18 protein-coding genes are annotated in these 20,391 nt (G+C 66.5%); 8 read left to right on the top strand and 10 right to left on the bottom strand.

Features of this window, described 5'->3' with window-relative positions; all coding sequences use genetic code 11:
- Positions 1 to 138: 138 nt before the first annotated feature.
- The 3 genes from LQ564_RS20095 to LQ564_RS20085 all read right to left on the bottom strand — a co-directional run bounded on the left by LQ564_RS20095 (position 139) and on the right by LQ564_RS20085 (position 2,908).
- Positions 139 to 1,332, bottom strand: coding sequence for an aminotransferase-like domain-containing protein (locus tag LQ564_RS20095; RefSeq protein WP_231059889.1), 1,194 nt, complete (start codon positions 1,330 to 1,332; stop codon positions 139 to 141).
- Between the two features lie 147 nt (positions 1,333 to 1,479).
- Entirely contained in the window at positions 1,480 to 1,941 is a 462-nt protein-coding gene (locus tag LQ564_RS20090; RefSeq protein WP_231059888.1) for a RidA family protein, read from the bottom strand.
- A gap of 64 nt (positions 1,942 to 2,005) precedes the next feature.
- Complete coding sequence (locus LQ564_RS20085) at positions 2,006 to 2,908, bottom strand: DMT family transporter (protein WP_231059887.1); 903 nt, start codon at positions 2,906 to 2,908, stop codon at positions 2,006 to 2,008.
- 114 nt (positions 2,909 to 3,022) lie between these two features.
- Between LQ564_RS20085 and LQ564_RS20080 the strand changes: the two genes are divergently transcribed.
- Positions 3,023 to 4,435, top strand: a complete 1,413-nt coding sequence (locus tag LQ564_RS20080; protein ID WP_231059886.1) for an aminotransferase-like domain-containing protein — start codon at positions 3,023 to 3,025, stop codon at positions 4,433 to 4,435.
- A gap of 10 nt (positions 4,436 to 4,445) precedes the next feature.
- Here LQ564_RS20080 and LQ564_RS20075 read toward each other — a convergent pair whose 3' ends face one another.
- The gene (locus LQ564_RS20075; RefSeq protein ID WP_231059885.1) at positions 4,446 to 4,931 is read right to left on the bottom strand and encodes a VOC family protein; all 486 of its coding nucleotides are present in this window, start codon (positions 4,929 to 4,931) and stop codon (positions 4,446 to 4,448) included.
- An 85-nt stretch (positions 4,932 to 5,016) separates the two neighbouring features.
- Positions 5,017 to 8,766, bottom strand: a complete 3,750-nt coding sequence (locus LQ564_RS20070; protein WP_231059884.1) for an ATP-binding protein — start codon at positions 8,764 to 8,766, stop codon at positions 5,017 to 5,019.
- Between the two features lie 242 nt (positions 8,767 to 9,008).
- Here LQ564_RS20070 and htpG point away from each other — a divergent pair, with 242 nt between their 5' ends.
- Complete coding sequence (htpG, locus tag LQ564_RS20065; protein WP_231059883.1) at positions 9,009 to 10,925, top strand: molecular chaperone HtpG; 1,917 nt, start codon at positions 9,009 to 9,011, stop codon at positions 10,923 to 10,925.
- Between the two features lie 100 nt (positions 10,926 to 11,025).
- Here htpG and LQ564_RS20060 read toward each other — a convergent pair whose 3' ends face one another.
- Positions 11,026 to 11,424 carry a GFA family protein gene (locus LQ564_RS20060; protein ID WP_231059882.1) on the bottom strand — a complete coding sequence of 133 codons (399 nt, stop codon included), beginning with the start codon at positions 11,422 to 11,424 and terminating at the stop codon, positions 11,026 to 11,028.
- A gap of 138 nt (positions 11,425 to 11,562) precedes the next feature.
- Between LQ564_RS20060 and LQ564_RS20055 the strand changes: the two genes are divergently transcribed.
- Positions 11,563 to 12,072 carry a hypothetical protein gene (locus LQ564_RS20055; protein ID WP_231059881.1) on the top strand — a complete coding sequence of 170 codons (510 nt, stop codon included), beginning with the start codon at positions 11,563 to 11,565 and terminating at the stop codon, positions 12,070 to 12,072.
- A gap of 13 nt (positions 12,073 to 12,085) precedes the next feature.
- On the opposite strand, the gene LQ564_RS20050 is transcribed toward LQ564_RS20055, so the two are convergent.
- From LQ564_RS20050 to kynU, 4 genes are all read right to left on the bottom strand, one after another.
- On the bottom strand, positions 12,086 to 12,637 hold the full coding sequence (locus LQ564_RS20050; protein ID WP_231060053.1) for an RBBP9/YdeN family alpha/beta hydrolase: 552 nt from the start codon (positions 12,635 to 12,637) through the stop codon (positions 12,086 to 12,088).
- Between the two features lie 104 nt (positions 12,638 to 12,741).
- The gene (locus tag LQ564_RS20045; protein WP_231059880.1) at positions 12,742 to 13,866 is read right to left on the bottom strand and encodes an acyltransferase family protein; all 1,125 of its coding nucleotides are present in this window, start codon (positions 13,864 to 13,866) and stop codon (positions 12,742 to 12,744) included.
- Positions 13,867 to 14,083: 217 nt separating this feature from the next.
- Positions 14,084 to 14,923 carry a tryptophan 2,3-dioxygenase gene (gene kynA, locus LQ564_RS20040; protein WP_231059879.1) on the bottom strand — a complete coding sequence of 280 codons (840 nt, stop codon included), beginning with the start codon at positions 14,921 to 14,923 and terminating at the stop codon, positions 14,084 to 14,086.
- 10 nt (positions 14,924 to 14,933) lie between these two features.
- Entirely contained in the window at positions 14,934 to 16,190 is a 1,257-nt protein-coding gene (kynU, locus tag LQ564_RS20035; RefSeq protein WP_231059878.1) for a kynureninase, read from the bottom strand.
- Positions 16,191 to 16,721: 531 nt separating this feature from the next.
- Here kynU and flhD point away from each other — a divergent pair.
- The 5 genes from flhD (at position 16,722) to motB (ending at position 20,387) form a co-directional block, all read left to right on the top strand.
- On the top strand, positions 16,722 to 17,039 hold the full coding sequence (gene flhD / locus LQ564_RS20030) for a flagellar transcriptional regulator FlhD (RefSeq protein ID WP_231059877.1): 318 nt from the start codon (positions 16,722 to 16,724) through the stop codon (positions 17,037 to 17,039).
- 58 nt (positions 17,040 to 17,097) lie between these two features.
- The gene (gene flhC / locus LQ564_RS20025; protein ID WP_231059876.1) at positions 17,098 to 17,655 is read left to right on the top strand and encodes a flagellar transcriptional regulator FlhC; all 558 of its coding nucleotides are present in this window, start codon (positions 17,098 to 17,100) and stop codon (positions 17,653 to 17,655) included.
- On the top strand, positions 17,652 to 18,395 hold the full coding sequence (locus LQ564_RS20020) for a class I SAM-dependent methyltransferase (protein ID WP_231059875.1): 744 nt from the start codon (positions 17,652 to 17,654) through the stop codon (positions 18,393 to 18,395). Before flhC ends, LQ564_RS20020 begins: the two co-directional genes overlap by 4 nt.
- 149 nt (positions 18,396 to 18,544) lie before the next feature.
- Positions 18,545 to 19,399, top strand: coding sequence for a flagellar motor stator protein MotA (gene motA, locus LQ564_RS20015; RefSeq protein WP_231059874.1), 855 nt, complete (start codon positions 18,545 to 18,547; stop codon positions 19,397 to 19,399).
- 52 nt (positions 19,400 to 19,451) lie between these two features.
- The gene (gene motB / locus LQ564_RS20010) at positions 19,452 to 20,387 is read left to right on the top strand and encodes a flagellar motor protein MotB (protein WP_231059873.1); all 936 of its coding nucleotides are present in this window, start codon (positions 19,452 to 19,454) and stop codon (positions 20,385 to 20,387) included.
- Positions 20,388 to 20,391 lie beyond the last annotated feature (4 nt).

The raw sequence follows: 20,391 nt of genomic DNA, 5'->3' as shown, positions 1-20,391 counted from the left end.
GCTGAGTGTGACGCGAAGATCATACTCCGTTCACGATCGCTTGCGGCAACGTATGTTGCTAGAAATCCACTAAACCTGCAAATGTTTTACCGGTACGAACGGTAAACCGCCGGCGTGGGCCGGCGGTCGATGTTGCTGTTACAGCATGTCCTTGATCAGCTTGCCGAGGATGGCAATGCCTTCGCGGATGCGTTCCGGCGGCACGGTGACGAACGACAGGCGCAGGGTGTTGGTTTCCGGCTCGTTGGCGTAGAACGGCGCGCCCGGCACGAAGGCCACGCGTGCCGCCAGCGACTGATCCAGCAGTTTCATCGCGTCGACGCTCTTCGGCAGCGTCACCCAGATGAACATGCCGCCCTCCGGCCTGGTCCAGGTCACGCCGGACGGGAAGTGTTCGGTCATCGCGTCCAGCATCACCTGGCACTGGTCGCCGTAGAGCTTGCGGATGGTCGGGATGTGCTGGTCCAGGAAGCCGTCCTTGACCACTTCGTGCACGACCATCTGGGTCAGCTGGGCGGTGTGCAGGTCGGCGGCCTGCTTGGCCAGCTCGAGGCGGCGCACCAGCGGCAGCGGGGCGCAGACGTAGCCGAGGCGGATGCCCGGGGTCAGCACCTTCGAGAAGGAACCCATGTAGATCACGCCGTCCGGGTTCATCGCGACCATCTTCGGCATCGGCTCGCCGCGGTAGGACAGGGTGCCGTAAGGATCGTCTTCGATCAGCGGCAGGCCCAGGCGGGCGCAGGTTTCCACCAGTTCCTGGCGGCGCTCGAGCGACAGCGAGCGGCCGGTCGGGTTCTGGAAGTTCGGCAGCGCGTACAGCAGGCGGGCTCCATGCGCGATGGCGTCGATCGAGGACGGCACTAGGCCGTGCTCGTCGGTCTCGACCGAGGCGAATTCGGGGCGGTAGACCGAGAAGGCCTGCAGGGCGCCCAGGTAGCTGGGGGTCTCGACCAGTACGCGGCTGCCTTCGTCGATCAGGACTTTACCCAGCAGGTCCAGCGCCTGCTGGGAGCCCGAGGTCATCAGGATCTGTTCCGGCAGGATGCGGGAACCCTCGGTGGAGAGCGAATTCGCGATCCATTCCCGCAGCGGGCCGTAGCCGTCGGTCGGGCCGTATTGCAGCGCTACCTTGCCGGTTTGCGACAGCACCTTGTCGTAGGCCGCCTTCATGACGTCGACCGGGAAGGTGGCTGGCGATGGCAGGCCGCCGGCGAAGGAGATGATCTCCGGACGCTGGGTGATCTTCAGGATTTCGCGGATGAACGAGCTTTGCAGCTGCTGCGCGCGCTCTGAAAACTGCCACTGGATGGGGTTTGGATTCTCGATTTTCATAGTCTCTCAGACTCTCACAGGAAGGGACCGCATGGGTAGTGCCGGGCCATTATAAAGCACGCGGGTAGCGGCTTCGGGGATGGACCGGGCCGGGTAGGCCCAGCCCGCAAGCGGCTAAACAAATGTCGTGTGAATATAAACTAATGTTCAGCCGACTTCGGCGATCATTTCGATCTCGACACAGGTGCCGCGCGGCAGCGACGCCACGCCGAAGGCCGAGCGCGCATGCTTGCCGGCCTCGCCGAAGACTTCGCCGATCAGCTCGGAGCAGCCGTTGGTGACCAGGTGCTGCTCGTTGTATTCCGGGGTCGAGGCGACCAGGCTCATCACCTTGACGATGCGCTTCACGCGGTTCAGGTCGCCGCCCACGGCTTCCTGCAGGGTGCCGATCAGGTCGATGGCGACCGAGCGCGCGGCGGCCTGGCCCTCTAGCGTGGTCTTGTCACGGCCCAGGATGCCGGCGTTCGGCGAACCGTCGGCGTTCTTGGCGATGTGGCCGGAGATGAACACGAGGTTGCCGGTCTGTACGTACATGACGTAGGCGGCGGCCGGGGTGGCCGGCGCGGCCAGGGTGATGTTGAGTTCTTTGAGTTTGTCGTAGACGGACATGATTGTTGACCTTGTGTTGATGGAAGCCGATATTGTAAGTCCAGCCAGCCTCTCGCGACACGTTTTACTGTCGATGCACCGCCATTTGGCGCCTCGCGAACACGACGGCAGCCACGGCCAGGGCGAACAGGCAGTTGCCGAGGGTGAGCGCCTCTCCCAGCAACACGGCGGCGCCGAGCAGGCTGAGGAAGGGCTGCAACAGCTGCACCTGGCCGACCCGCGCCACGCCGCCCAGCGCCAGGGCGCGGTACCACAGGAAAAAACCCACCATCGTCGACATCACCGTCACATAGCCGAAGGCGAACCAGGAACGCGCGCTCACGTCGGCCGGCGGCAGCCCCTGCCAGAGCAGGATCGGGAGCAGCACGGGCGCAGCCAGCAGCAGGGCCCAGCAGATCGTCTGCGGCCCGCCGAGGGTGCGCGACAGGCGGCCTCCTTCGGCATAGCCCATGGCGGCCAGCAGGACGGCGGCGAACATCAGGAGGTCGGCGGCGTGCAGTCCGCCGCCCCCCTCCACCAGGGCAAACAGCGCCACCAGGCCGGAGCCCACGGCGGCCATGGCCCAGAAGGCGCGCGACGGCCGCTCGAAGTCGCGCAGGGCGGCGTACAGGGTCGTGGCCAGCGGCAGCACGCCGACCAGCAGGGCGCCGTGGCCGGCCGGCACGGTGCGCAAAGCGATCGATGTCAGGAGCGGATAGCCGACGATGCATCCGGCGGCGACCAGGATCAGCGGCAGCAAGGCCGCGCGCGGCGGCAGCGGCGCCCGCTTCCAGGCCAGCCAGGCCGCCGCCAGCACCGCCGCGCCGAGGGCGCGTCCGAGTGCGAGGAACAGCGGATCGAGTTCACCAACCGCCATGCGGGTAAACGGCAGGGTAAGGCTGAAGAGCGCCACGGCGAACAGGCCGAGCAGCATGGCGCGCACTTCCGTATCGGGAGCGGCAGGGCGTGAGCAGAACGCGATACTCATGGGGATCCTGTGCGAGAGCGGTTGCATTGGCGAAGACACAAGCCTATGCTAGCGCTGCGCACCAATACAGTCCCAGTACACCTGCCCATTTAATTTATTCACTGTGATGGCGAGATGCCCAGTACACACGCCCCCATGCCGCTGGCGCGCGATTCCGGCGAACCCCTGGCCGACCAGATCGTGCGCACGGTGGCGGCCAGCATCGAGGAGCGCGTGCTGCGCCCCGGCGTGCGCATGCCCTCGATCCGCCGGTTCGCCGCCACCCACGGCGTCTCGCCCTTCACGGTGGTGGCCGGCTACGACCGCCTGGTGGCCCAGGGCTACCTCGATTCGCGGCGCGGCGCCGGCTTCTTCGTGCGCGAGCGGCCGCAACCGGCGCGCCATGAAGCCGTGCCATCCCGCGGCAATGCGGACGCGCTCGACGTCGCCTGGCTGATCCGCAGCCTGTTCCGCCAGGCGCCGCTGCAATTGTCCCCCGGCGCCGGCGTGCTGCCGGCCGACTGGCTGGACGGCGCCGCGGTCGCCAACGCCCTGCGCGAACTGAGCCGCCAGAATAGCGCCGCCCTACTGGCCTACGGCACCCCGCACGGCTTCCTGCCGCTGCGCCAGCAGTTGCAGCTCAAATTGGCCGAACGCGAGATCGCCGCCGGCCCCGAGCAGATCGTCACCACCGTCGGCGTGACCCAGGCGCTCGACCTGGTGGCGCGCGAATTCTGCCGGCCGGGCGACACCGTGCTGGTCGACGACCCGGCCTGGTTCCTGATGTTCGGCTCCTTTGCCGCGCTGGGCCTGAACGTGGTCGGTGTGCGGCGCCTGGCCGACGGGCCCGACATGGAGCAGCTGGCCGAGCTGGCGGCGCTGCACCGGCCCAGCCTGTTCGTGATCAACTCGGTGCTGCAGAACCCGACCTCGACCTCGATCTCGGCCGCCAAGGCGTATCAACTGCTGCGCCTGGCCGAGCAGTTCGATTTCACGGTGGTCGAGGACGACATCTATGCTGACCTGCATCCCGGCGGCGCCGCGCGGCTGGCGGCGCTGGACGGCTTGAAGCGCGTGATCTACCTGAGCGGCTTCTCGAAATCGATGGCGCCCAACCTGCGGGTCGGTTTCATCGCCGCGTCCGGCGAGCGGGCCGAGCGCCTGGCCGACCGCAAGATGCTCTCGACGCTGTCCACCTCCGACATCGGCGAGCGCGTGGTGTACAAGATCCTGTCCGAGGGCCTGTACCGCAAGCACCTCGACCGGGTGCGCGGCCGCCTGGACGCCGCGCGTCCGCGCGCGCTGCGCCAGCTGGAAGCGCTCGGCCTGCGGCCGGACCCGGCGCCGGGCGCGGGCCTGTTCGTCTGGGTCGACGCCGGCGTCGACACCAATCTGTTGGCGGCGCGTGCGCTGCGCGACGATCTGCTGCTGGCGCCGGGCAGCCTGTTCTCGCCGAAGCAGCTGGCATCGACCCATATGCGCCTGAACGTCGCGGCGCTGCAGGACGCGGGCACGATCCGCCTGCTGGAGCGCGCCCTGGGCGGATGAGAAACGACGATCAGGCGCCGCCGCCGCACTCGGGCGGCATCTCCTTCGCCATCGCCTCCTGGATTTCGTCCGGCGTCATGTCGCGCTGGTGGGTGGCGACGGCCCAGCGGTGGCCGAAGGGATCGAGGAACTGGCCGTAGCGGTCGCCCCAGAAGGCGTCGCCCAGCGGCATCAGCGGTTTCGCCCCGGCCGCCATCGCGCGTTCCCACACGGCGTCGGCGTCGCGTACATAAAGGTGCATCACCACCGGCGAGCCCTTCAGGGCGATCGGGCCGGGGCTGCCGTAGTCCGGGAAGTCGTCCGCCAGCATCACCATCGAATCGCCGATGCGCAGCTCGGCGTGCATGATGCGGCCGTCCGGGCCGGGCATGCGCGAGACTTCGACGGCGCCGAAGCAGTCGCGGTAGAAGTCGAGCGCCCTGGCCGCGCCTTCGCAGACCAGGTGCGGGGTGATGCTGTGGAAGCCTTCGGGGATGGCGCGGGTTGCCTGTTTCATGTCGGATCTCCAGTCGTGGTTGTCGGGGTGCTGCTGCTCCCACGACGAACCAGCGACAGGGTTTTCGACATGCGGGCGCCGGAATTTATTCCCGGGCCGCCGGCGCCACGCCTTCCAGGATCTGCGCCAGCGCGGCCAGGTCGACCGGCTTGACCAGGTGGTGGTCGAAGCCGGCCGCGCGCGAGCGGCGCAGGTCGTCCTCGTGGCCATAGCCGGTGGCGGCGACCAGCAGCATGTTCGCCTGCCCCGTCCGGGCGCGCAGGAGGGCGGCGAGCTGGTAGCCGTCCATGCCGGGCAGGCCGATGTCGAGCACGCCGACATCCAGCGGACGGTCCGCGATGCGCTCCAGCGCCTCGGCGCCGTCGTGGGCGACCAGCACCGCATGGCCCATCGATTCGAGCAGCATGGCCAGCATGGCGGCGGCGTCGGCATTGTCGTCCACCACCAGGATTTGCAGCGAGCCGCGGTTCCCGCCCGCACGCTGCGCGCACGCCGCCTCTTCCGGCGCCCGGGTATCCAACGCCTGCGCGTGCGGCAGGCGCACGGTGAAACGGCTGCCCCGTCCCGATCCGGCGCTCTCGCAGCCGACCGTCCCGCCATGCAGTTCGACCAGGCTGCGCACCAGCGCGAGTCCCAGCCCGAGGCCGCCGAGGGAGCGGTCCGAAGTGCGCTCGCCCTGCGTGAACAGGTCGAAGGCGGTGTCCACCAGCGCCGCTTCCATGCCGATGCCGTCGTCCGCCACCGCGATCACGACGTCGCCGCCGTCGACGCCGGCATGCAGCGCGATGTGGCCGCCCGGGTCGGTGTACTTGGCGGCGTTGGTCAGGAGATTGGTGACGACCTGCACCAGGCGCTTGCGGTCGCCCGGGAAGCGCACCGGCGCCGGCGGCAGGTCGATGCGCAGCCGGTGGCGCCGCGCCTGCACCAGCGGCGCGGTCTGCTCGACGGCGTCGGCGATGATCGCGGCGATGTCGAGGGGCTCGCAGGCGAGTTCCACCAGCCCGCGGGTGACGCGCGAGACGTCCAGCAGGTCGTTGATCAGGTGGGTCATGTGCTCGACCTGGCGACCGATCACGGCGCTGGTCTTGCGCAGCCGTTCCTCGTCCAGGCGGCCGGCCTGCAGCAGCTGGGCCGCCGCGCCGATCGGGGCCAGCGGATTGCGCAGCTCGTGCGCCAGCATGGCCAGGAATTCGTCCTTGCGCCGGTCCGCCTCCTGCAGCTTTTCGGCCAGCTTGCGGTCGGCCAGGTCCAGCACCACCGCCACCGCGCCGAGCGCCGCGGCGCCGTCGTCGACCCGCACCGGCGCCACCGCCTTGCTGACCCAGACCGGCCGGCCGTCGCCGCGAGTGAAGCGCTGCTCCACCGTGAAGGGCGCGCCGGTCGACCACATGCGCCGTATCAGCGCGGCGTTTTCGGCGCGGTCGTCGGGATGGACCAGATCGAGGACCGGCATGCCTGCCAGCTCGCTCCAGGGCCGGTCCAGGATCCGGCAGAAGCGTTCGTTGGCGCGCACCAGGCGGCCGTCGAGATCGGATTCGGCGATTCCGGCCGCATTCTGCTCGAACAGCGAGGCCAGGTGGGCTTCGCTTTCGCGCAGGGCGGCGCGGCTGCGTTCGGCCTCGATCTCGGCCAGCAGCCCGCGCTCGCGCTCGGCGGCGGCGCGGCGCTGGCGCGACAGCCGGATGGCGCCGTCGACACGCGCGCGCAGCTCGCGCGCACTGAACGGCTTGACCATGTAGTCGTCGGCGCCGGCCGCCAGGCCTTCGACGCGCGCCTCCTCGCCGGCGCGCGCCGACAGCAGGATCACCATCACCCCGGCGCCGTGCGGGTGGGCGCGCAGCGCCTGCAGCAGCGCGAAGCCGTCCATGTCCGGCATCATCACGTCGCTCAGCACCAGGTCGGGCAGCGGACCCGCGCGCACCGCCTGCAGGGCGTCGGCGCCGTTGGCGAAGGCCTGCACCTCGTAGCCGCCCTCGGCCAGCAGACCGGAGACGTAGTCGCGCATGTCGGCGTTGTCGTCCGCCAGCACGATGCGCCCTCCGCCGCTGCGCTGCGCCGGCGCGCCCGGCTCCAGCGCGCCGGGCGCGGCGAGCCAGCCCTCGGCGTCATGCACGAAGGCCGCCACCCCGGCGCCGGGCGCGGCGCCCGCGGCCCCGCCCACGCGGTCGGCCGGCAGGTGTCCGCAACCGAAGCGCATGCGCACCGTGAACGTGGTCCCGCGCCCGACTTCGCTGGCGGCGTCGATTGCGCCGCCGTGCAGGTGCACAAGCTCGCGCACCAGCGACAGGCCGATGCCGGTGCCCTCGACCGAACGCCCGCGCTGCCCCTCGATCCGGTGGAAGCGTTCGAACACGCGCGGCAGCTCGGCCGGCGGGATGCCGACGCCGGTATCGGACACTTCCAGTTCGGGCGCTCCCGCGCGCACGCGCAGCGCCACCCGGATTCCGCCCGATAAGGTGAACTTGAAGGCGTTCGACACGAGGTTGAGGACGATCTTTTCCCACATGGCCTGGTCGACCCAGACCGGTTCCGGCAGCGGCGGACAATCGACCTCGAGCGTTAGGCCGGCGCTGGCGCAGGCCGAACGGAAGTTGCTGGCCAGGTCGGCCGACAGTGCCGCCAGGTCGGTCGCGACATAGCGGGCGTCGTCGCGGCCGGCCTCGATGCGGCTGAAGTCGAGCAGGCTGTTCACCAGCCGCAGCAGGCGCTGGCCATTGCGTTCGACCAGCTCGAGCTGGGTGCGGGTGCGCCCCTCGGCATGCGCCAGCACGTCCGCCAGGGGGCCGAGCATCAGCGTGAGCGGCGTGCGCAGCTCGTGGCTGGCATTCGAGAAGAACACCGTCTTGGCGCGGTCGATCTCGGCCAGTTTTTCCGCGCGCCGCTGTTCGGCCAGGTAGGCCTCGGCATTCGCGATGGCGGTCGCCAGGTGGGCGGCGACACGCTCGAACAGCGTCGCGTATTCGCGGTTCAGGCGGCGCCGCGGACTGAGGCCGGCCACCAGGAAGCCATGGGGCGCCTCGCGCCGGGTGCTCAGGATCGGCACCACCAGCGCTTCGTCGACCGGCTCCGGCCACGGCGTGCCGGGCAGCGACGCGCCGTAGCGCGCCGCCAGGCCGTCGACCGCTATCGGCGCCGCGCCCTCGAGCGCTGCGGCGAATGGCCACGGCGCGCCGCCGAGCTCGATCCGGGCCGGCGCCAGAGCCGGATCGATGGCGGCGCCGGCATATGCCGCGAGCTCCACCGCGCCGCTCCCGGCATCGAACAGGTAGGCCAGCGCGAAGGGCGCTTCCTCGGGAAAGCGCGCCAGGGACGCCAGCGCCGCGCGGCAGGCGTCGGATGCGCTGCGCGCGTTCACGGTCTGCTCCGCGATCTGGCGCAGCAGGCGTTCGCGCCGCTCGGCCAGCACGCGGTCGGTGGTCTCGGTGACGGCGGTAAAGATCCCTTCCACCGTTCCGTCGGCGCCGCGCACCGGCGAGTAGCTGTAGTAGAAGTAGCACTCTTCCACGTAGCCGTAACGGTTCAGCGGCAGCAGCTGGTCTTCCGACCAGGTGGCCTCGCCGGTGTCCATCACGTGGTCGAACATGGGGCCGATGATGTCCCAGATCTCGGCCCACACCTCGATGCCCGGCGTGCCGAGCGCCCACGGATGCTTGCGGCCAGGGACGGGGGCCCAGGCGTCGTTGTAGATGAGGGCGCGCGTCTCGCCCCAATACAGCACCATCGGAAAGCGCGACCCCAGGCAGATGCTGACAGCGGAACGCAGCGCCGGCGACCAGCCGTCGATCGGGCCGAAGGGCGTTCCGGTCCAGTCCTTGTCGCGGATGAGTCCCGCCATTTCGCCGGGGAAATTGAGGAATGGGTAACGCGCGCGCGTGTTTTCGGACATCTTGCGTAGCAAAATTGACGGAAATGACATTGTATATCGACAACATCAGGGCGGGCAGGTACTTTCTGTCGAGAACGCATTACTTGCAAAAAATGCTCTTGAAATATCGCGCGCCGTGCCCATATCGCTGCAATCCGCTTGCGTGCAAGCGTCCCGATGAACCTTAACCAGATTTACCGACGAGGAACAAGATGGCAGTCGCCGAAAAAGAAACCCTTGGCTTCCAGGCAGAAGTAAAACAGCTGCTGCAACTGATGATTCACTCCTTGTATTCGAACAAGGAGATCTTCCTGCGCGAACTGATCTCGAACGCGTCCGACGCGGCCGACAAGCTGCGCTTCGAGGCGATCAACAACGACGCCCTGTACGGCAATGACCACGAGCTCAGAATCAAGGTCGCGTTCGATAAGGATGCGCGCACCATCACGATCTCGGACAACGGCATCGGCATGAGCCGCGACGAAGTCATCTCGCACCTGGGCACCATCGCCAAGTCGGGCACCAAGGAATTCTTCAGCAAGCTTTCCGGCGACCAGCAGCAGGACGCGGCCCTGATCGGCCAGTTCGGCGTCGGCTTCTACTCGGCCTTCATCGTGGCCGAGAAGGTCATCGTCAACACCCGCCGCGCCGGCGCCTTCGCCTCCGAAGGCGTGCGCTGGGAGTCGACCGGCGAGGGCGACTACAGTCTCGAGTCGATCGAGAAGACGGGCCGCGGCACCGACGTGATCCTGCACCTGCGCGACGGCGAGGAAGAGCTGCTGTCGTCGTGGAAGCTCAAGTCCATCATCCGCAAGTACTCGGACCACATCTCGCTGCCGATCGTGATGCAGAAGGAAGAGTGGGACGAGGAAGCCAAGCAGACCGTCGTCAAGGACGAACTCGAGACCGTGAACCAGGCCAGCGCGCTGTGGGCCCGTTCGAAGTCCGATGTCACGCAAGAGCAGTACAACGAGTTCTACAAGCACGTCTCGCACGACTTCCAGGATCCGCTGGCCTACACCCACAACCGGGTCGAGGGCCGCAGCGAATACACCCAGCTGCTGTACGTGCCGGCGCATGCGCCGTTCGACCTGTGGGACCGCAGCAAGCGCGCCGGCATCAAGCTGTACGTGAAGCGCGTGTTCATCATGGACGACGCCGAGCAGCTGATGCCGACCTACCTGCGCTTCATCAAGGGCGTGATCGACTCGTCGGACCTGCCGCTGAACGTCTCGCGCGAGATCCTGCAGGAGTCGCGCGACGTGAAGGTGATCCGCGAAGGCTCGACCAAGCGCGTGCTGGGCATGCTGGAAGAGATGGCGAACGCCGAAGAGCAGGAAGGCAAGGATAAATACGCGACCTTCTGGAAGGAGTTCGGCCAGGTGCTCAAGGAAGGCATCGGCGAGGACGCCACCAACAAGGACCGCATCGCCAAGCTGCTGCGCTTCGCCTCGACCGCCAACGATTCGGACGAGCAGACCGTCTCCTTCGGCGACTACGTCGGCCGCATGAAGGAAGGCCAGGACAAGATCTACTACGTCACCGCCGACAGCTACACCGCAGCCAAGAACAGCCCGCACCTCGAGATCTTCCGCAAGAAGGGCGTCGAAGTGCTGCTCATGACCGACCGCGTCGACGAGTGGATGCTGTCCTTCCTGAACGACTTCGACGGCAAGGAGCTGGTGTCGGTCGCCAAGGGCGGCCTGGACCTGGGCGCGCTGGAAGACGAGCTTGAAAAGAAGGAGCACGAGGAAGTCGAAGCGGGCTACAAGGAACTGGTCGACAAGATGAAGGGCGCGCTGGGCGACAAGGCCAAGGACGTGCGCGTGACGTTCCGCCTGACCGACTCGCCGGCCTGCCTGGTCGCGGACGAGAACGAACTGTCCGGCAACCTGCTGCGCATGCTGAAGGCCGCCGGGCAAAGCGCGCCGGAATCGAAGCCGATCCTCGAGATCAACCCGAACCACCCGCTGGTGCAGCGCCTGAAGTACGAAGACGCGAACGGCGCGCGCTTCGGGGACTGGTCGCACATCCTGTTCGATCAGGCGATGCTGGCGGAAGGCGGCAGCTTGACCGATCCGGCGTCGTTCGTGAAGCGTCTCAATGAGATGCTGCTGGCGATCAAGTAACAGGTAGTGGTAGGGTGGACGGCTTCGCCGTCCGCGCGTTCAAATGCACGTCGCGTCCACGCGCACATGGTTTGAACGCGTGGTCGCAGGACCGCCCACCCTACAAATGCCGCACTTCGACAGGCGGTGTCAGCCAGTTTTCGTTACGGCCGTCCAGATACCGCATCGGCGCCGCCAGCAGTTCATCCACCGGCACATCATCCAGGCACACCACGGCAATCGCGTGAAACGCCCCCAGCGCCGCCGACTCCCCGGTCGAAAACACATTGACCCCGCACGTCCCACAAAAGTAATGGGCATCGCGCCGGGTGTGATAGCGGTACTCCCGTAAATCCTTCCCACCGCTGCGCAGCCGGAAGCGCTCTGAGGGCACCTGCGCCGCCCAGAACCGCATCTTCGTGCAGATCGTGCAGTTGCACTTGATCGTGCCCTTACTCAAGTCGATATCCGCCTCGAACCGAATGCCGCCGCAATGGCAGCCGCCCTGATAAGTATTCACACGTCCTCCTTGCATTCCGGGCCGCCACGATACCCCAACAAGCCGAGGCATCCCAGCCACCACGCATGAAATACGCGGCGCCATGCCTGGGGCGTACATCCGCACGCTATGATCGGGCCTTCAACAGGAGAACGAGACATGCTCAGGATCGGATCCGCCGCCGTGCTATCGCTGGCGCTTGCAGGCCCGTGCGCCGCCGAAGAACTGCTGGCCGGCCGCGTGCAGAAAGTCATCCAGCAGCCGAGCGGCGCCGACGGCTGCCCGCCGCCATGCCCCGTCGAGCCGGAGACGCTGCCCGACGGTTCCCGGCGCATCTGCGTCAGCAATGGCGGCGGCTGCGAAGCCATGGAGCTGAAGGTCGAGCGCGACTTCCTGGGCCGGCGCCAGCCCGGCAGCGCGTGGTCGGTCAGCAAGCGTGTCGGCGAATGGGGTTCCGCCTTGCCAGTCACCAGCCAGCTGATCGTCGTGCACGATGACGGCACGCGCCTGCGCTGGACGCCCGCTGTCATGCGCGATGGCCAGGTGCTGGTCCACCCGGACCGCTTTGTCAGCTTCCTGCTGGCGGTCAAGCGCGAATGGTTCGGGACCGACACGACCGGCATGGTGCCGGTGGAGCAGGTCGTCGAGCGGCTGCGTTCAGGGAAGTAGACCGCCGCGCGATTCAGGTGCTGTGCCCGATCTCGTCGCAGAATTCCTGCAGCAGTCTTTCCCCTTCCGGCCACGGGCCGTGCCCCGAATCGCCGTTCACGTGCCCCGCGTCGCCGATCCGCACCAGCCGGCTGCCCCAGCTTGAAGCGAACGCCTCGGCGCGCTCGTTCGATACGTAGGGGTCGTCGCCGCTCGCCAGCACCACGCTCGGGAAGGGCAGGGGCGCGAGCGGGATCGGGGCGAAGCCGTTGTCCGGAATCGGATAGCTGGACGCTTCGACGTCGCTGGGCGCGACCAGGAAGGCGCCCGAGACCTTCAGCGGCGAGCCGCTGGCGGCCCAGTGTGCGACCAGCATGCAGCCCAGGCTGTGCGCGACCAGGATCGGGGCGCCCTTGCAGGCCGCGATGGCGGCGTCGAGTTCGGCCACCCATTCATCGCGCTCGGGACAGTTCCAGTCGCGGTGCTCGGCCTTGGTCCACTTCGGGTAGCGCGCCTGCCATTGGGTTTGCCAGTGCTCGGGGCCGGAATTCCACAGGCCTGCCAGGATCAGTACGTCGCACTTCATCATGCCTCCGCCGTTGGGAAAAGATCAACGACGATTGTACGTGAAAGCGCCAGACCCTTCAGGCGCCCCAGGATGCACAGGGCTTGTCTGGCATAAATCGCATCTCAATTCCCGATCACGACGGCGCCAGCCTTGCGCGACGGGCGCAGGCCGGGCAGGCGCGCAAACAAGGCACGCCATGCCGGCAAGCGCCGCTCGGTCACGCCACCCAGCAGCGCGGTCGCCACGATAATCGCCAGCAGCAAGCCGAGGATATCGGCGCCATTCCCGCGCGTGTGCGGATACAAGGCCAGCCACATGCCGATCACCAGCATGTGCGACAGGTAGAGCGTGAAGGTATGGCCGGCCAGCAGTCGGATCGCCGGCTTGAAGCGCAGCAGGCCGGCAAACCCGGCGTCGCGGGCGCATGCAAAATTCAACAGCACGATGGCGCCGACCAGGTAATCGGCCAGGAAGCGGTCGGCGCTGCCCAGCGGCAGGGCGGGGAAGGGCCACCAGGCGCTGCCCAGGGCGCGCAGCGGTGTCTCGAGGTCGGCGCCGACGTAGATCGCGAAGGCGAGCAGGGACCCGATCCAGCCGGCGCGTGCGACGCCCGGCGACATCAAGGGCTCCCGGTACGCACGATACAGCCAGGCCCCGGCCAGCCACACCGGCAGCAGCAGCCACATTTTATAACCCATGACCGCCAGCGCGAGCAGCAGGGCCAGCATGCGGCGCCGGCCGCGCAGGTAGTGCGCGAGGCCGAACAGCAGGTAGTACCAGGCTTCGTAGCACAGCGACCAGTAGGGCACCATGAAGGGCGGCGTCTCGGTGAGGGTCCAGCTCTGGCCGAGGAACAGCAGGTAGAAGGGAATGTAGACGTGCGGCTTGCCGAGGGCGTAGCCGGCGTTGGGGACGCTGCGGTCCATGATCACCAGGAAGGCCGCGCAGGCCAGCGCCAGCAGCAGCACCGGCAGCACCACCGAGTACAGGCGCGAGAGCCGCGCCACCGCATACGAGCGCGCGTCCGGGCGGGCCTGGTCGGTGGTCGCCGCGATCACGAAGCCGGACAGCACGAAGAACAGGATCACCGCTTCGCGTCCCATGCTGCCGCCCACGCCCCAGGCGCCGGGCGCGATCGCGCCGGTATAGGCGAAATGCGCGGCCACCACCGCGCTCGCGCCGAGGATGCGCACGAGGTCGAGGTAGAGCGAAAACGCCGGCGCCATGGGCGGGGAGGAGGTGGACATGGATGTAGTGAACGCGACAATACCGCGATCATACACCGGTAATATTTGGAACCTATCCCAGTAGGGAACCGGTCGTTGCTGACGCGCCTGGCAAGCGGGGGCTGCGTTGCTCGTCCTTGCATGGCTCGCCATGCGGCGTCCTCGCGCCTTGCCCGCGCTTGCCAGTCATCGTCATCAACTTCCCTCTCCCTGCTGGGATAGGTTCCTACCTCCCGTTTCAGAGTTCCGTGCGCAGCGCGAACAGTTCCGGGAACAGCACCACGTCCAGCATCTTGCGCAGGTAGCTGGCGCCCGAGGTGCCGCCGGTGCCCGTCTTGAAGCCGATGATGCGCTCCACGGTGCTTACATGACGGAAGCGCCAGAAGCGGAATGCGGTTTCCAGGTCGACCAGCTTCTCGGCCAGCTCGTACAGGGCCCAGTGGTGCTCGGTGTCGCCGTAGACGCCGAGCCAGGCCGCCTGCACGCTGGCGTCCGGCCTGGTCGGCTGGGTCCAGTCGGCCTGCAGGCGCTCGGCGGCGATGGGGAAGCCGCGGCGCGCCAGCAGCATCACCGCCTCGTCGTAGACCGACGGCGCCTCCAGCTCCTGCTCGAGGATGGCGTGGTGCTCCGGCGCCTTTGCGTGCACCGCCAGCAGGTTCGGGTTCTTGTTCCCGAGGATAAACTCGAGTTCGCGGTACTGGAAGCTCTGGAAGCCGGACGAGGCGCCCAGGTAGGGCCGGATCGCCGTGTACTCGGGTGGCGTCATGGTCGCCAGCACGTCCCAGGCGTGCACCAGCTGGTCCATGATGCGCGCCACCCGCGCCAGCATCTTGAAGGCGGGCGGCAGGTTATCTTCGCGGATGTGGCGGCGCACCGCCTGCAGCTCGTGCAGCATCAGCTTGATCCACAGCTCGCTGGTCTGGTGCTGGACGATGAACAGCATCTCGTTGTGGTTCGGCGAGAGCGGATGCTGGGCGCTCAGGATCTGGTCGAGGCCCAGGTAGTCGCCGTAACTCATCGACTCCTTGAAATCGAGTCTGGCGCCGTGCCACTCGGCCTTGCCGGCATTGTCGTTCATGGTCGCTTCCTCAGGTGACGGCGCTGCGTTCGAGACGGGTGTCGTAGGACTCCTGGTCGAGGATGTCCTTCAGGATCGCCACCGCATCCCACACGTCCGCATAGCTCGTATACAGCGGCGTGAAGCCGAAGCGCATGATCTCGGGCTCGCGGTAGTCGCCGATCACGCCGCGTGCGATCAGCGCCGCCATCACCGCATAGCCGTGCGGATGGGTGAAGCTGGCCTGGCTGCCGCGGCGCGCGTGCTCGCGCGGAGTGACGAGGCCGAGCGGGTGCGCCGCGCAGGTCGATTCGACCAGTTCGATGAACAGGTCGGTCAACGCCAGCGATTTCTCGCGGACCGCCGCCATCGTGGTTTCTTCGAACACCTCCAGCCCGCACTCGACCAGGGACAGCGACAGCACCGGCTGGGTGCCGCACAGCGCGCGGCCGATGCCCTCGCACGCTTCGAAACCGTGCGACATGGCGAAGGGCTGGGCGTGGCTCCACCAACCGGTGAGCGGGTGGGCGAAAGCGGCCTGGTGGCGCTGCGGCACCCAGATGAAGGCCGGGGCGCCGGGGCCGCCGTTCAGGTATTTATAGGTGCAGCCGACCGCGAAGTCGGCCTCGGCGCCGTGCAGGTCGACCGGCACCGCGCCGGCCGAGTGGGCCAGGTCCCACACCGCCAGCGCACCCTGGGCATGGGCGTGGCGCGTCAGTGCCGCCATGTCGTGCTGGTAGCCGGTGCGGTAATTCACGTGGGTCAGCATCAATACGGCGCAGTCGGCGTCGACCGCGGCCGGGATCTCCTCGACCGAATCGACCAGGCGCACCCGGTAGCCGCGCTCCAGCCATTGGGTGAGTCCTTCCGCCATATAGATATCGGTCGGGAAGTTGCTGCGTTCGGTGACGATGGTGCGGCGGGCGGCGTTCGGGCCGCTGGCCTGGATCTGCAGGGCGGCGGCCAGGGCCTTGAACAGGTTGAGCGAGGTGGTGTCGGTGACCACGACTTCGCCGGCCTGTGCGCCGATCAGCGGCGCCAGTCGGTCCCCCAGGCGCTTCGGGAGCTCGAACCAGCCGGCCGTGTTCCAGCTCCTGATCAGGTCGACGCCCCATTCGCGGGCCACCACGTCCTGGGCGCGGGCGAGGGCGGCCTTCGGGCGGGCGCCCAGCGAATTGCCGTCCAGGTAGATGACGCCCTGGGGCAGGTCGAAGCGGTCGCGCAGGGGGCGCAGGGGATCCTGCAGGTCGCGCGCAACGCAATCGGCGCGGGTAAGGCTGGTGCTCATGGACTTCCCTTGCATAGTTGAGGCTTGAAGCTTCTTGTCGGTCTTGCAGTGTAGCAGGGCGAAAAAAATTTAAAAAATTTTTCTCAAGAACCCTAAAGTTCCCAAAAACGCTGCCGTTACCCTGTTCAGAAGCGCGGTAATGGGTTTTGAAAAATATTTTGCAAGAACCCTAAAGTTCTCTCCGGGTGTGCCGTTACAGGAGGAGAGAGGGCAGCAAAAGATTGAAAAAATATTTTGCGAAGACCCTAAAGTTCTCTTGAAGCTTGACGTAAACCGTATCAAGCGCACGACAGAAACAGTGTCGGACGCCTACAACTCGGCCGGTCTCCCCGGCATCTCCCAGCCCCTCGTTATATAGGGGCGCCAGAGTGATCCAGAAGGGTTTGTCAGACAAACTCCTACGGGTCATGTCCGTCATTCGCGGACGAAAAATACAGAGTTCGTCCAATTCCGTAAAAGTTGCCCTACGGCGAGAATCTATCTCAACGGCAACACACATTCCCTGCTTCAACACGGATACGGAGAGAAAAAATGACGATGAACGACATGATGGCTGAAATCCGCGACGCTAACCTGAGCTACCTGATGCTGGCTCAGCAAATGATCCGCGCCGACAAGGTCACCGCCATCTTCCGTCTCGGCATCTCGGCCGACATCGCCGACCTGATCGAAAGCATGAGCAATGCCCAGATCCTGAAACTGGCAAGCGGCAACATGATGCTGGCCCGTTTCCGCTTCGACGACACCGCCATCCTGTCGATGCTGACCAGCCACACCAAGGAGCGCAGCCTGGCCCAGTCGCACGCCGCCATCCTGATGGCCGGCCAGCCTGTTGAAGAGATCGTATAAAATCCCGCTATCGCGGTTCCGCCGGAGCCGCACCTGGTTTTACTAGCGGGAGCAGCACATGAGCAAGAAAAGCGTCGTTTCGGAAGCCCAGGAAATCCAGCTTGCGATCGAACTGATCAACCTGGGGGCGCGCCTCCAGCTGCTCGAAACCGAAGTCTCGCTGTCCCGCGAGCGCCTGTTGAAACTCTATAAAGAGCTCAAGGGCGTCTCCCCGCCCAAGGGCATGTTGCCGTTCTCGACCGACTGGTTCCTGACCTGGCAGCCCAACATCCACTCCTCGCTGTTCATCAACATCCACAACTTCCTGGTCGAACACGCCGGCGCCACCGGCATCCAGGCGGTGATGAAGGCGTATAAACTCTACCTCGAACAGATGCCGCCGGAGCCGGGCGAAGAGCCGCTGCTGTCGCTCACGCGCGCCTGGACGCTGGTGCGCTTCTTCCAGAGCGGGATGCTGGTGCTCAAGCCTTGCCAGAAATGCCAGGGCAAGTTCATCGTGAATGCGCTCGATCTGAATGCCGATTACCTGTGCGGGCTGTGCCATATGCCCTCGCGCGCGGGTAAAACCCGCAAGGCGAAGGAAGCCGCCGCCAACCAGGATTCGGGTTCCGTTTGAAACCCGCCGTTGCGGCCTTGCTGCTGCAGGTCGCCGCTTTTCCGCTCACCCTTGGCGTTACCTGGCTGCTTGCCAGGTCGGGCGTCTCCATGTCCTACCTCGGCGTCGCCCTGATCCAGGGCGCAATCGCCGCCGGCCTGACCTGGTGGCGCGGCCTGGCCAGCTGGTGGCGCGTCATCCAATTACTTTTCCCCCTTGCCCTGTTCGCAACCGCCCAGCTGAACATCCCGCCGCTCGCCTTCCTGGCGATCTTCCTGTTCCTGCTGTTCCTCTACTGGTCGACCTACCGCACGCAAGTGCCGTACTACCCCTCCAACCGCCCCGTCTGGGACGCCGTCGCCGCCTTGCTGCCGCCCGAGGGCAAGGTAAGGGTCATCGACATCGGCAGCGGCCTGGGCGGCTTCACCCTCGACATGGCAGGCCGCCGGCCCGGCATCGAGGCCACCGGCATCGAACTGGCGCCGCTGCCCTGGCTGGCCAGCAGCCTGCGCGCGCGTCTGGGCAAAAGCACGGCCCGTTTCATCCGCGGCGACTACGACAAACTCGACTTCGCCGACTACGACCTGGTGTTCGCCTACCTGTCCCCGGCCGCCATGGGCGCGCTGTGGCGCAAGGCCTCGTGCGAGATGCGTCCCGGCTCACTGCTAGTCAGTTACGAATTCGTCATTGCCGATCGTTTAGCGAACCGTACCGTGTACCCCACAAAGGGTGGTCCAGGGCTCTATATCTGGCACTTTTAGGCGACAAAACAGGGCTTTTTACTTGCCCGGGGGCCGTTCTCCCGCTAGAGTGGTTCCCTGCATCAACTTTGCCCGAAATCACTTTTTCAAAACGCCTTGTTTGAGCCAGCCGGACCATCGGGACCCGGCATTTCTGGAGCGGTCTTCCCTTGTTAGTCATTATCGGTTACCTCGTCGTCTGCGGTTGCGTGTTCGGCGGTTTCGCCATGGCCGGTGGCCACCTGGCATCCCTGTGGCAGCCCATCGAACTCCTGATGATCGGCGGCGCCGCCGTCGGCGCATTCTTCGTCGGTAACACCATGAAGTCGGTCAAGGCCACCTTCAAGGCCCTGCCGAGCGTGCTCAAGGGTTCGCCCTACACGAAGGACATGTACATGGAGCTGATGGCGCTGCAGTTCGACGTGCTCTCGAAAGTCCGCAAGGAAGGCCTGATGTCGATCGAGGGCGATATCGAGAACCCGGAAGCTTCGCCCCTGTTCTCGAAATACCCGGCGGTGCTCGCCGACCACCACATCGTCGAATTCATGACCGACTACCTGCGCCTGATGGTGTCGGGGAACATGGACGCGATGCAAATCGAAAACCTGATGGACAACGAGATCGAGACCCACCACCACGAGGGCGCGATTCCGGCGCACTGCATCTCGAAGCTGGGCGACGGCCTGCCGGCCTTCGGCATCGTGGCGGCGGTGATGGGCGTGGTCCACACCATGGAGTCGGTGGGTCTGCCGCCGGCCGAGCTGGGCATCCTGATCGCGAAGGCGCTGGTCGGCACCTTCCTCGGCATTCTGCTGGCCTATGCCTTCGTGACCCCGCTGGCGAGCGTGCTGGAACAGAAGCTGGAAGAATCGACCAAGATGTTCCAGTGCGTGAAGGTGACCCTGCTGGCGAGCCTGAACGGCTACGCGCCGGCGCTGGCCGTCGAATTCGGCCGCAAGGTGCTGTACTCGACCGAGCGCCCGACCTTCGCCGAGCTCGAAGAGCACATCAAGAAGAAGAAATAAGCAGTGATGCCGCTTATCCATCAACCGCAACACGTACAACGAGGAGGGGACCATGGCTGACGAAAACATGCGCCCCATCGTCGTCAAGCGCATCAAGAAGGTCGCCGGCGGCCACCACGGCGGCGCCTGGAAGATCGCGTACGCCGACTTCGTGACCGCGATGATGGCCTTCTTCCTGCTCATGTGGCTGCTCGGCTCGACCGCCAAGGGCGACCTGAACGGCATCTCCGAATACTTCTCGACCCCGCTGAAGGTCGCGATGGCGGGCGGCACCGGCTCGGGCGACTCCTCGTCCGTGATCAAGGGCGGCGGCGCCGACCTCACGCGCCGCAACGGGCAAGTGAAAAAGGGCGACATCGACCCGACCTCCAAGACCTACAACCTGGAAGCGGCCAAGGCCCAGGTGGCGCGCGCCGAGGCCGAGCGCCTCGAGTCGCTCAAGCAGAAGATCGAGTCGGTCATCGAGGTCAACCCGCTGCTCAAGAAGTACAAGAACCAGCTGCTGCTCGACATCACCAGCGAAGGCCTGCGCATTCAGATCGTGGACGAGCAGAACCGCCCGATGTTCGCGCTGGCGAAGGCCGAGCTGCAGCCCTATACGAAGGACATCCTGAACGTGATCGGCATGGTCCTGAACGAGGTGCCGAACAAGATCGGCCTGTCGGGCCATACGGATGCGACGCCGTACTTCAGCGACGCCGGCTACAGCAACTGGGAGCTCTCCGCCGACCGCGCCAACGCCTCGCGCCGCGAGCTGGTCAAGGGCGGCCTGGGCGACGACAAGGTGCTGCGCGTGACCGGCGTGGCCTCGGCGGTGGCGCTGGACCGCAAGGACCCGTTCAACCCGATCAACCGCCGCATCAGCATCATCGTGATGAACAAGCGCACCGAGGAAGCGGTCCAGCGCGACGCCGCCGCCCTCGAGGTGCCGGCGCAGCAAGCCGAGGCCGCGGCGCAGGACGCAAGCGCCGCGGCGGGCGGACACTGAAGAA

Source organism: Massilia phyllostachyos, assembly GCF_021044825.1.
GTDB lineage: Bacteria > Pseudomonadota > Gammaproteobacteria > Burkholderiales > Burkholderiaceae_D > Telluria > Telluria phyllostachyos.
This window is presented reverse-complemented; position numbering and strand designations above follow the sequence as displayed.

Coding starts and splice junctions, on each gene's coding strand:
- LQ564_RS20095 (WP_231059889.1), bottom strand. CDS start 1,332: ATGAAAATCGAGAATCCAAACCCCATCCAGTGGCAGTTTTCAGAGCGC.
- LQ564_RS20090 (WP_231059888.1), bottom strand. CDS start 1,941: ATGTCCGTCTACGACAAACTCAAAGAACTCAACATCACCCTGGCCGCG.
- LQ564_RS20085 (WP_231059887.1), bottom strand. CDS start 2,908: ATGAGTATCGCGTTCTGCTCACGCCCTGCCGCTCCCGATACGGAAGTG.
- LQ564_RS20080 (WP_231059886.1), top strand. CDS start 3,023: ATGCCCAGTACACACGCCCCCATGCCGCTGGCGCGCGATTCCGGCGAA.
- LQ564_RS20075 (WP_231059885.1), bottom strand. CDS start 4,931: ATGAAACAGGCAACCCGCGCCATCCCCGAAGGCTTCCACAGCATCACC.
- LQ564_RS20070 (WP_231059884.1), bottom strand. CDS start 8,766: ATGGCGGGACTCATCCGCGACAAGGACTGGACCGGAACGCCCTTCGGC.
- htpG (WP_231059883.1), top strand. CDS start 9,009: ATGGCAGTCGCCGAAAAAGAAACCCTTGGCTTCCAGGCAGAAGTAAAA.
- LQ564_RS20055 (WP_231059881.1), top strand. CDS start 11,563: ATGCTCAGGATCGGATCCGCCGCCGTGCTATCGCTGGCGCTTGCAGGC.
- LQ564_RS20050 (WP_231060053.1), bottom strand. CDS start 12,637: ATGAAGTGCGACGTACTGATCCTGGCAGGCCTGTGGAATTCCGGCCCC.
- LQ564_RS20045 (WP_231059880.1), bottom strand. CDS start 13,866: ATGTCCACCTCCTCCCCGCCCATGGCGCCGGCGTTTTCGCTCTACCTC.
- kynA (WP_231059879.1), bottom strand. CDS start 14,923: ATGAACGACAATGCCGGCAAGGCCGAGTGGCACGGCGCCAGACTCGAT.
- kynU (WP_231059878.1), bottom strand. CDS start 16,190: ATGAGCACCAGCCTTACCCGCGCCGATTGCGTTGCGCGCGACCTGCAG.
- flhD (WP_231059877.1), top strand. CDS start 16,722: ATGACGATGAACGACATGATGGCTGAAATCCGCGACGCTAACCTGAGC.
- flhC (WP_231059876.1), top strand. CDS start 17,098: ATGAGCAAGAAAAGCGTCGTTTCGGAAGCCCAGGAAATCCAGCTTGCG.
- motB (WP_231059873.1), top strand. CDS start 19,452: ATGGCTGACGAAAACATGCGCCCCATCGTCGTCAAGCGCATCAAGAAG.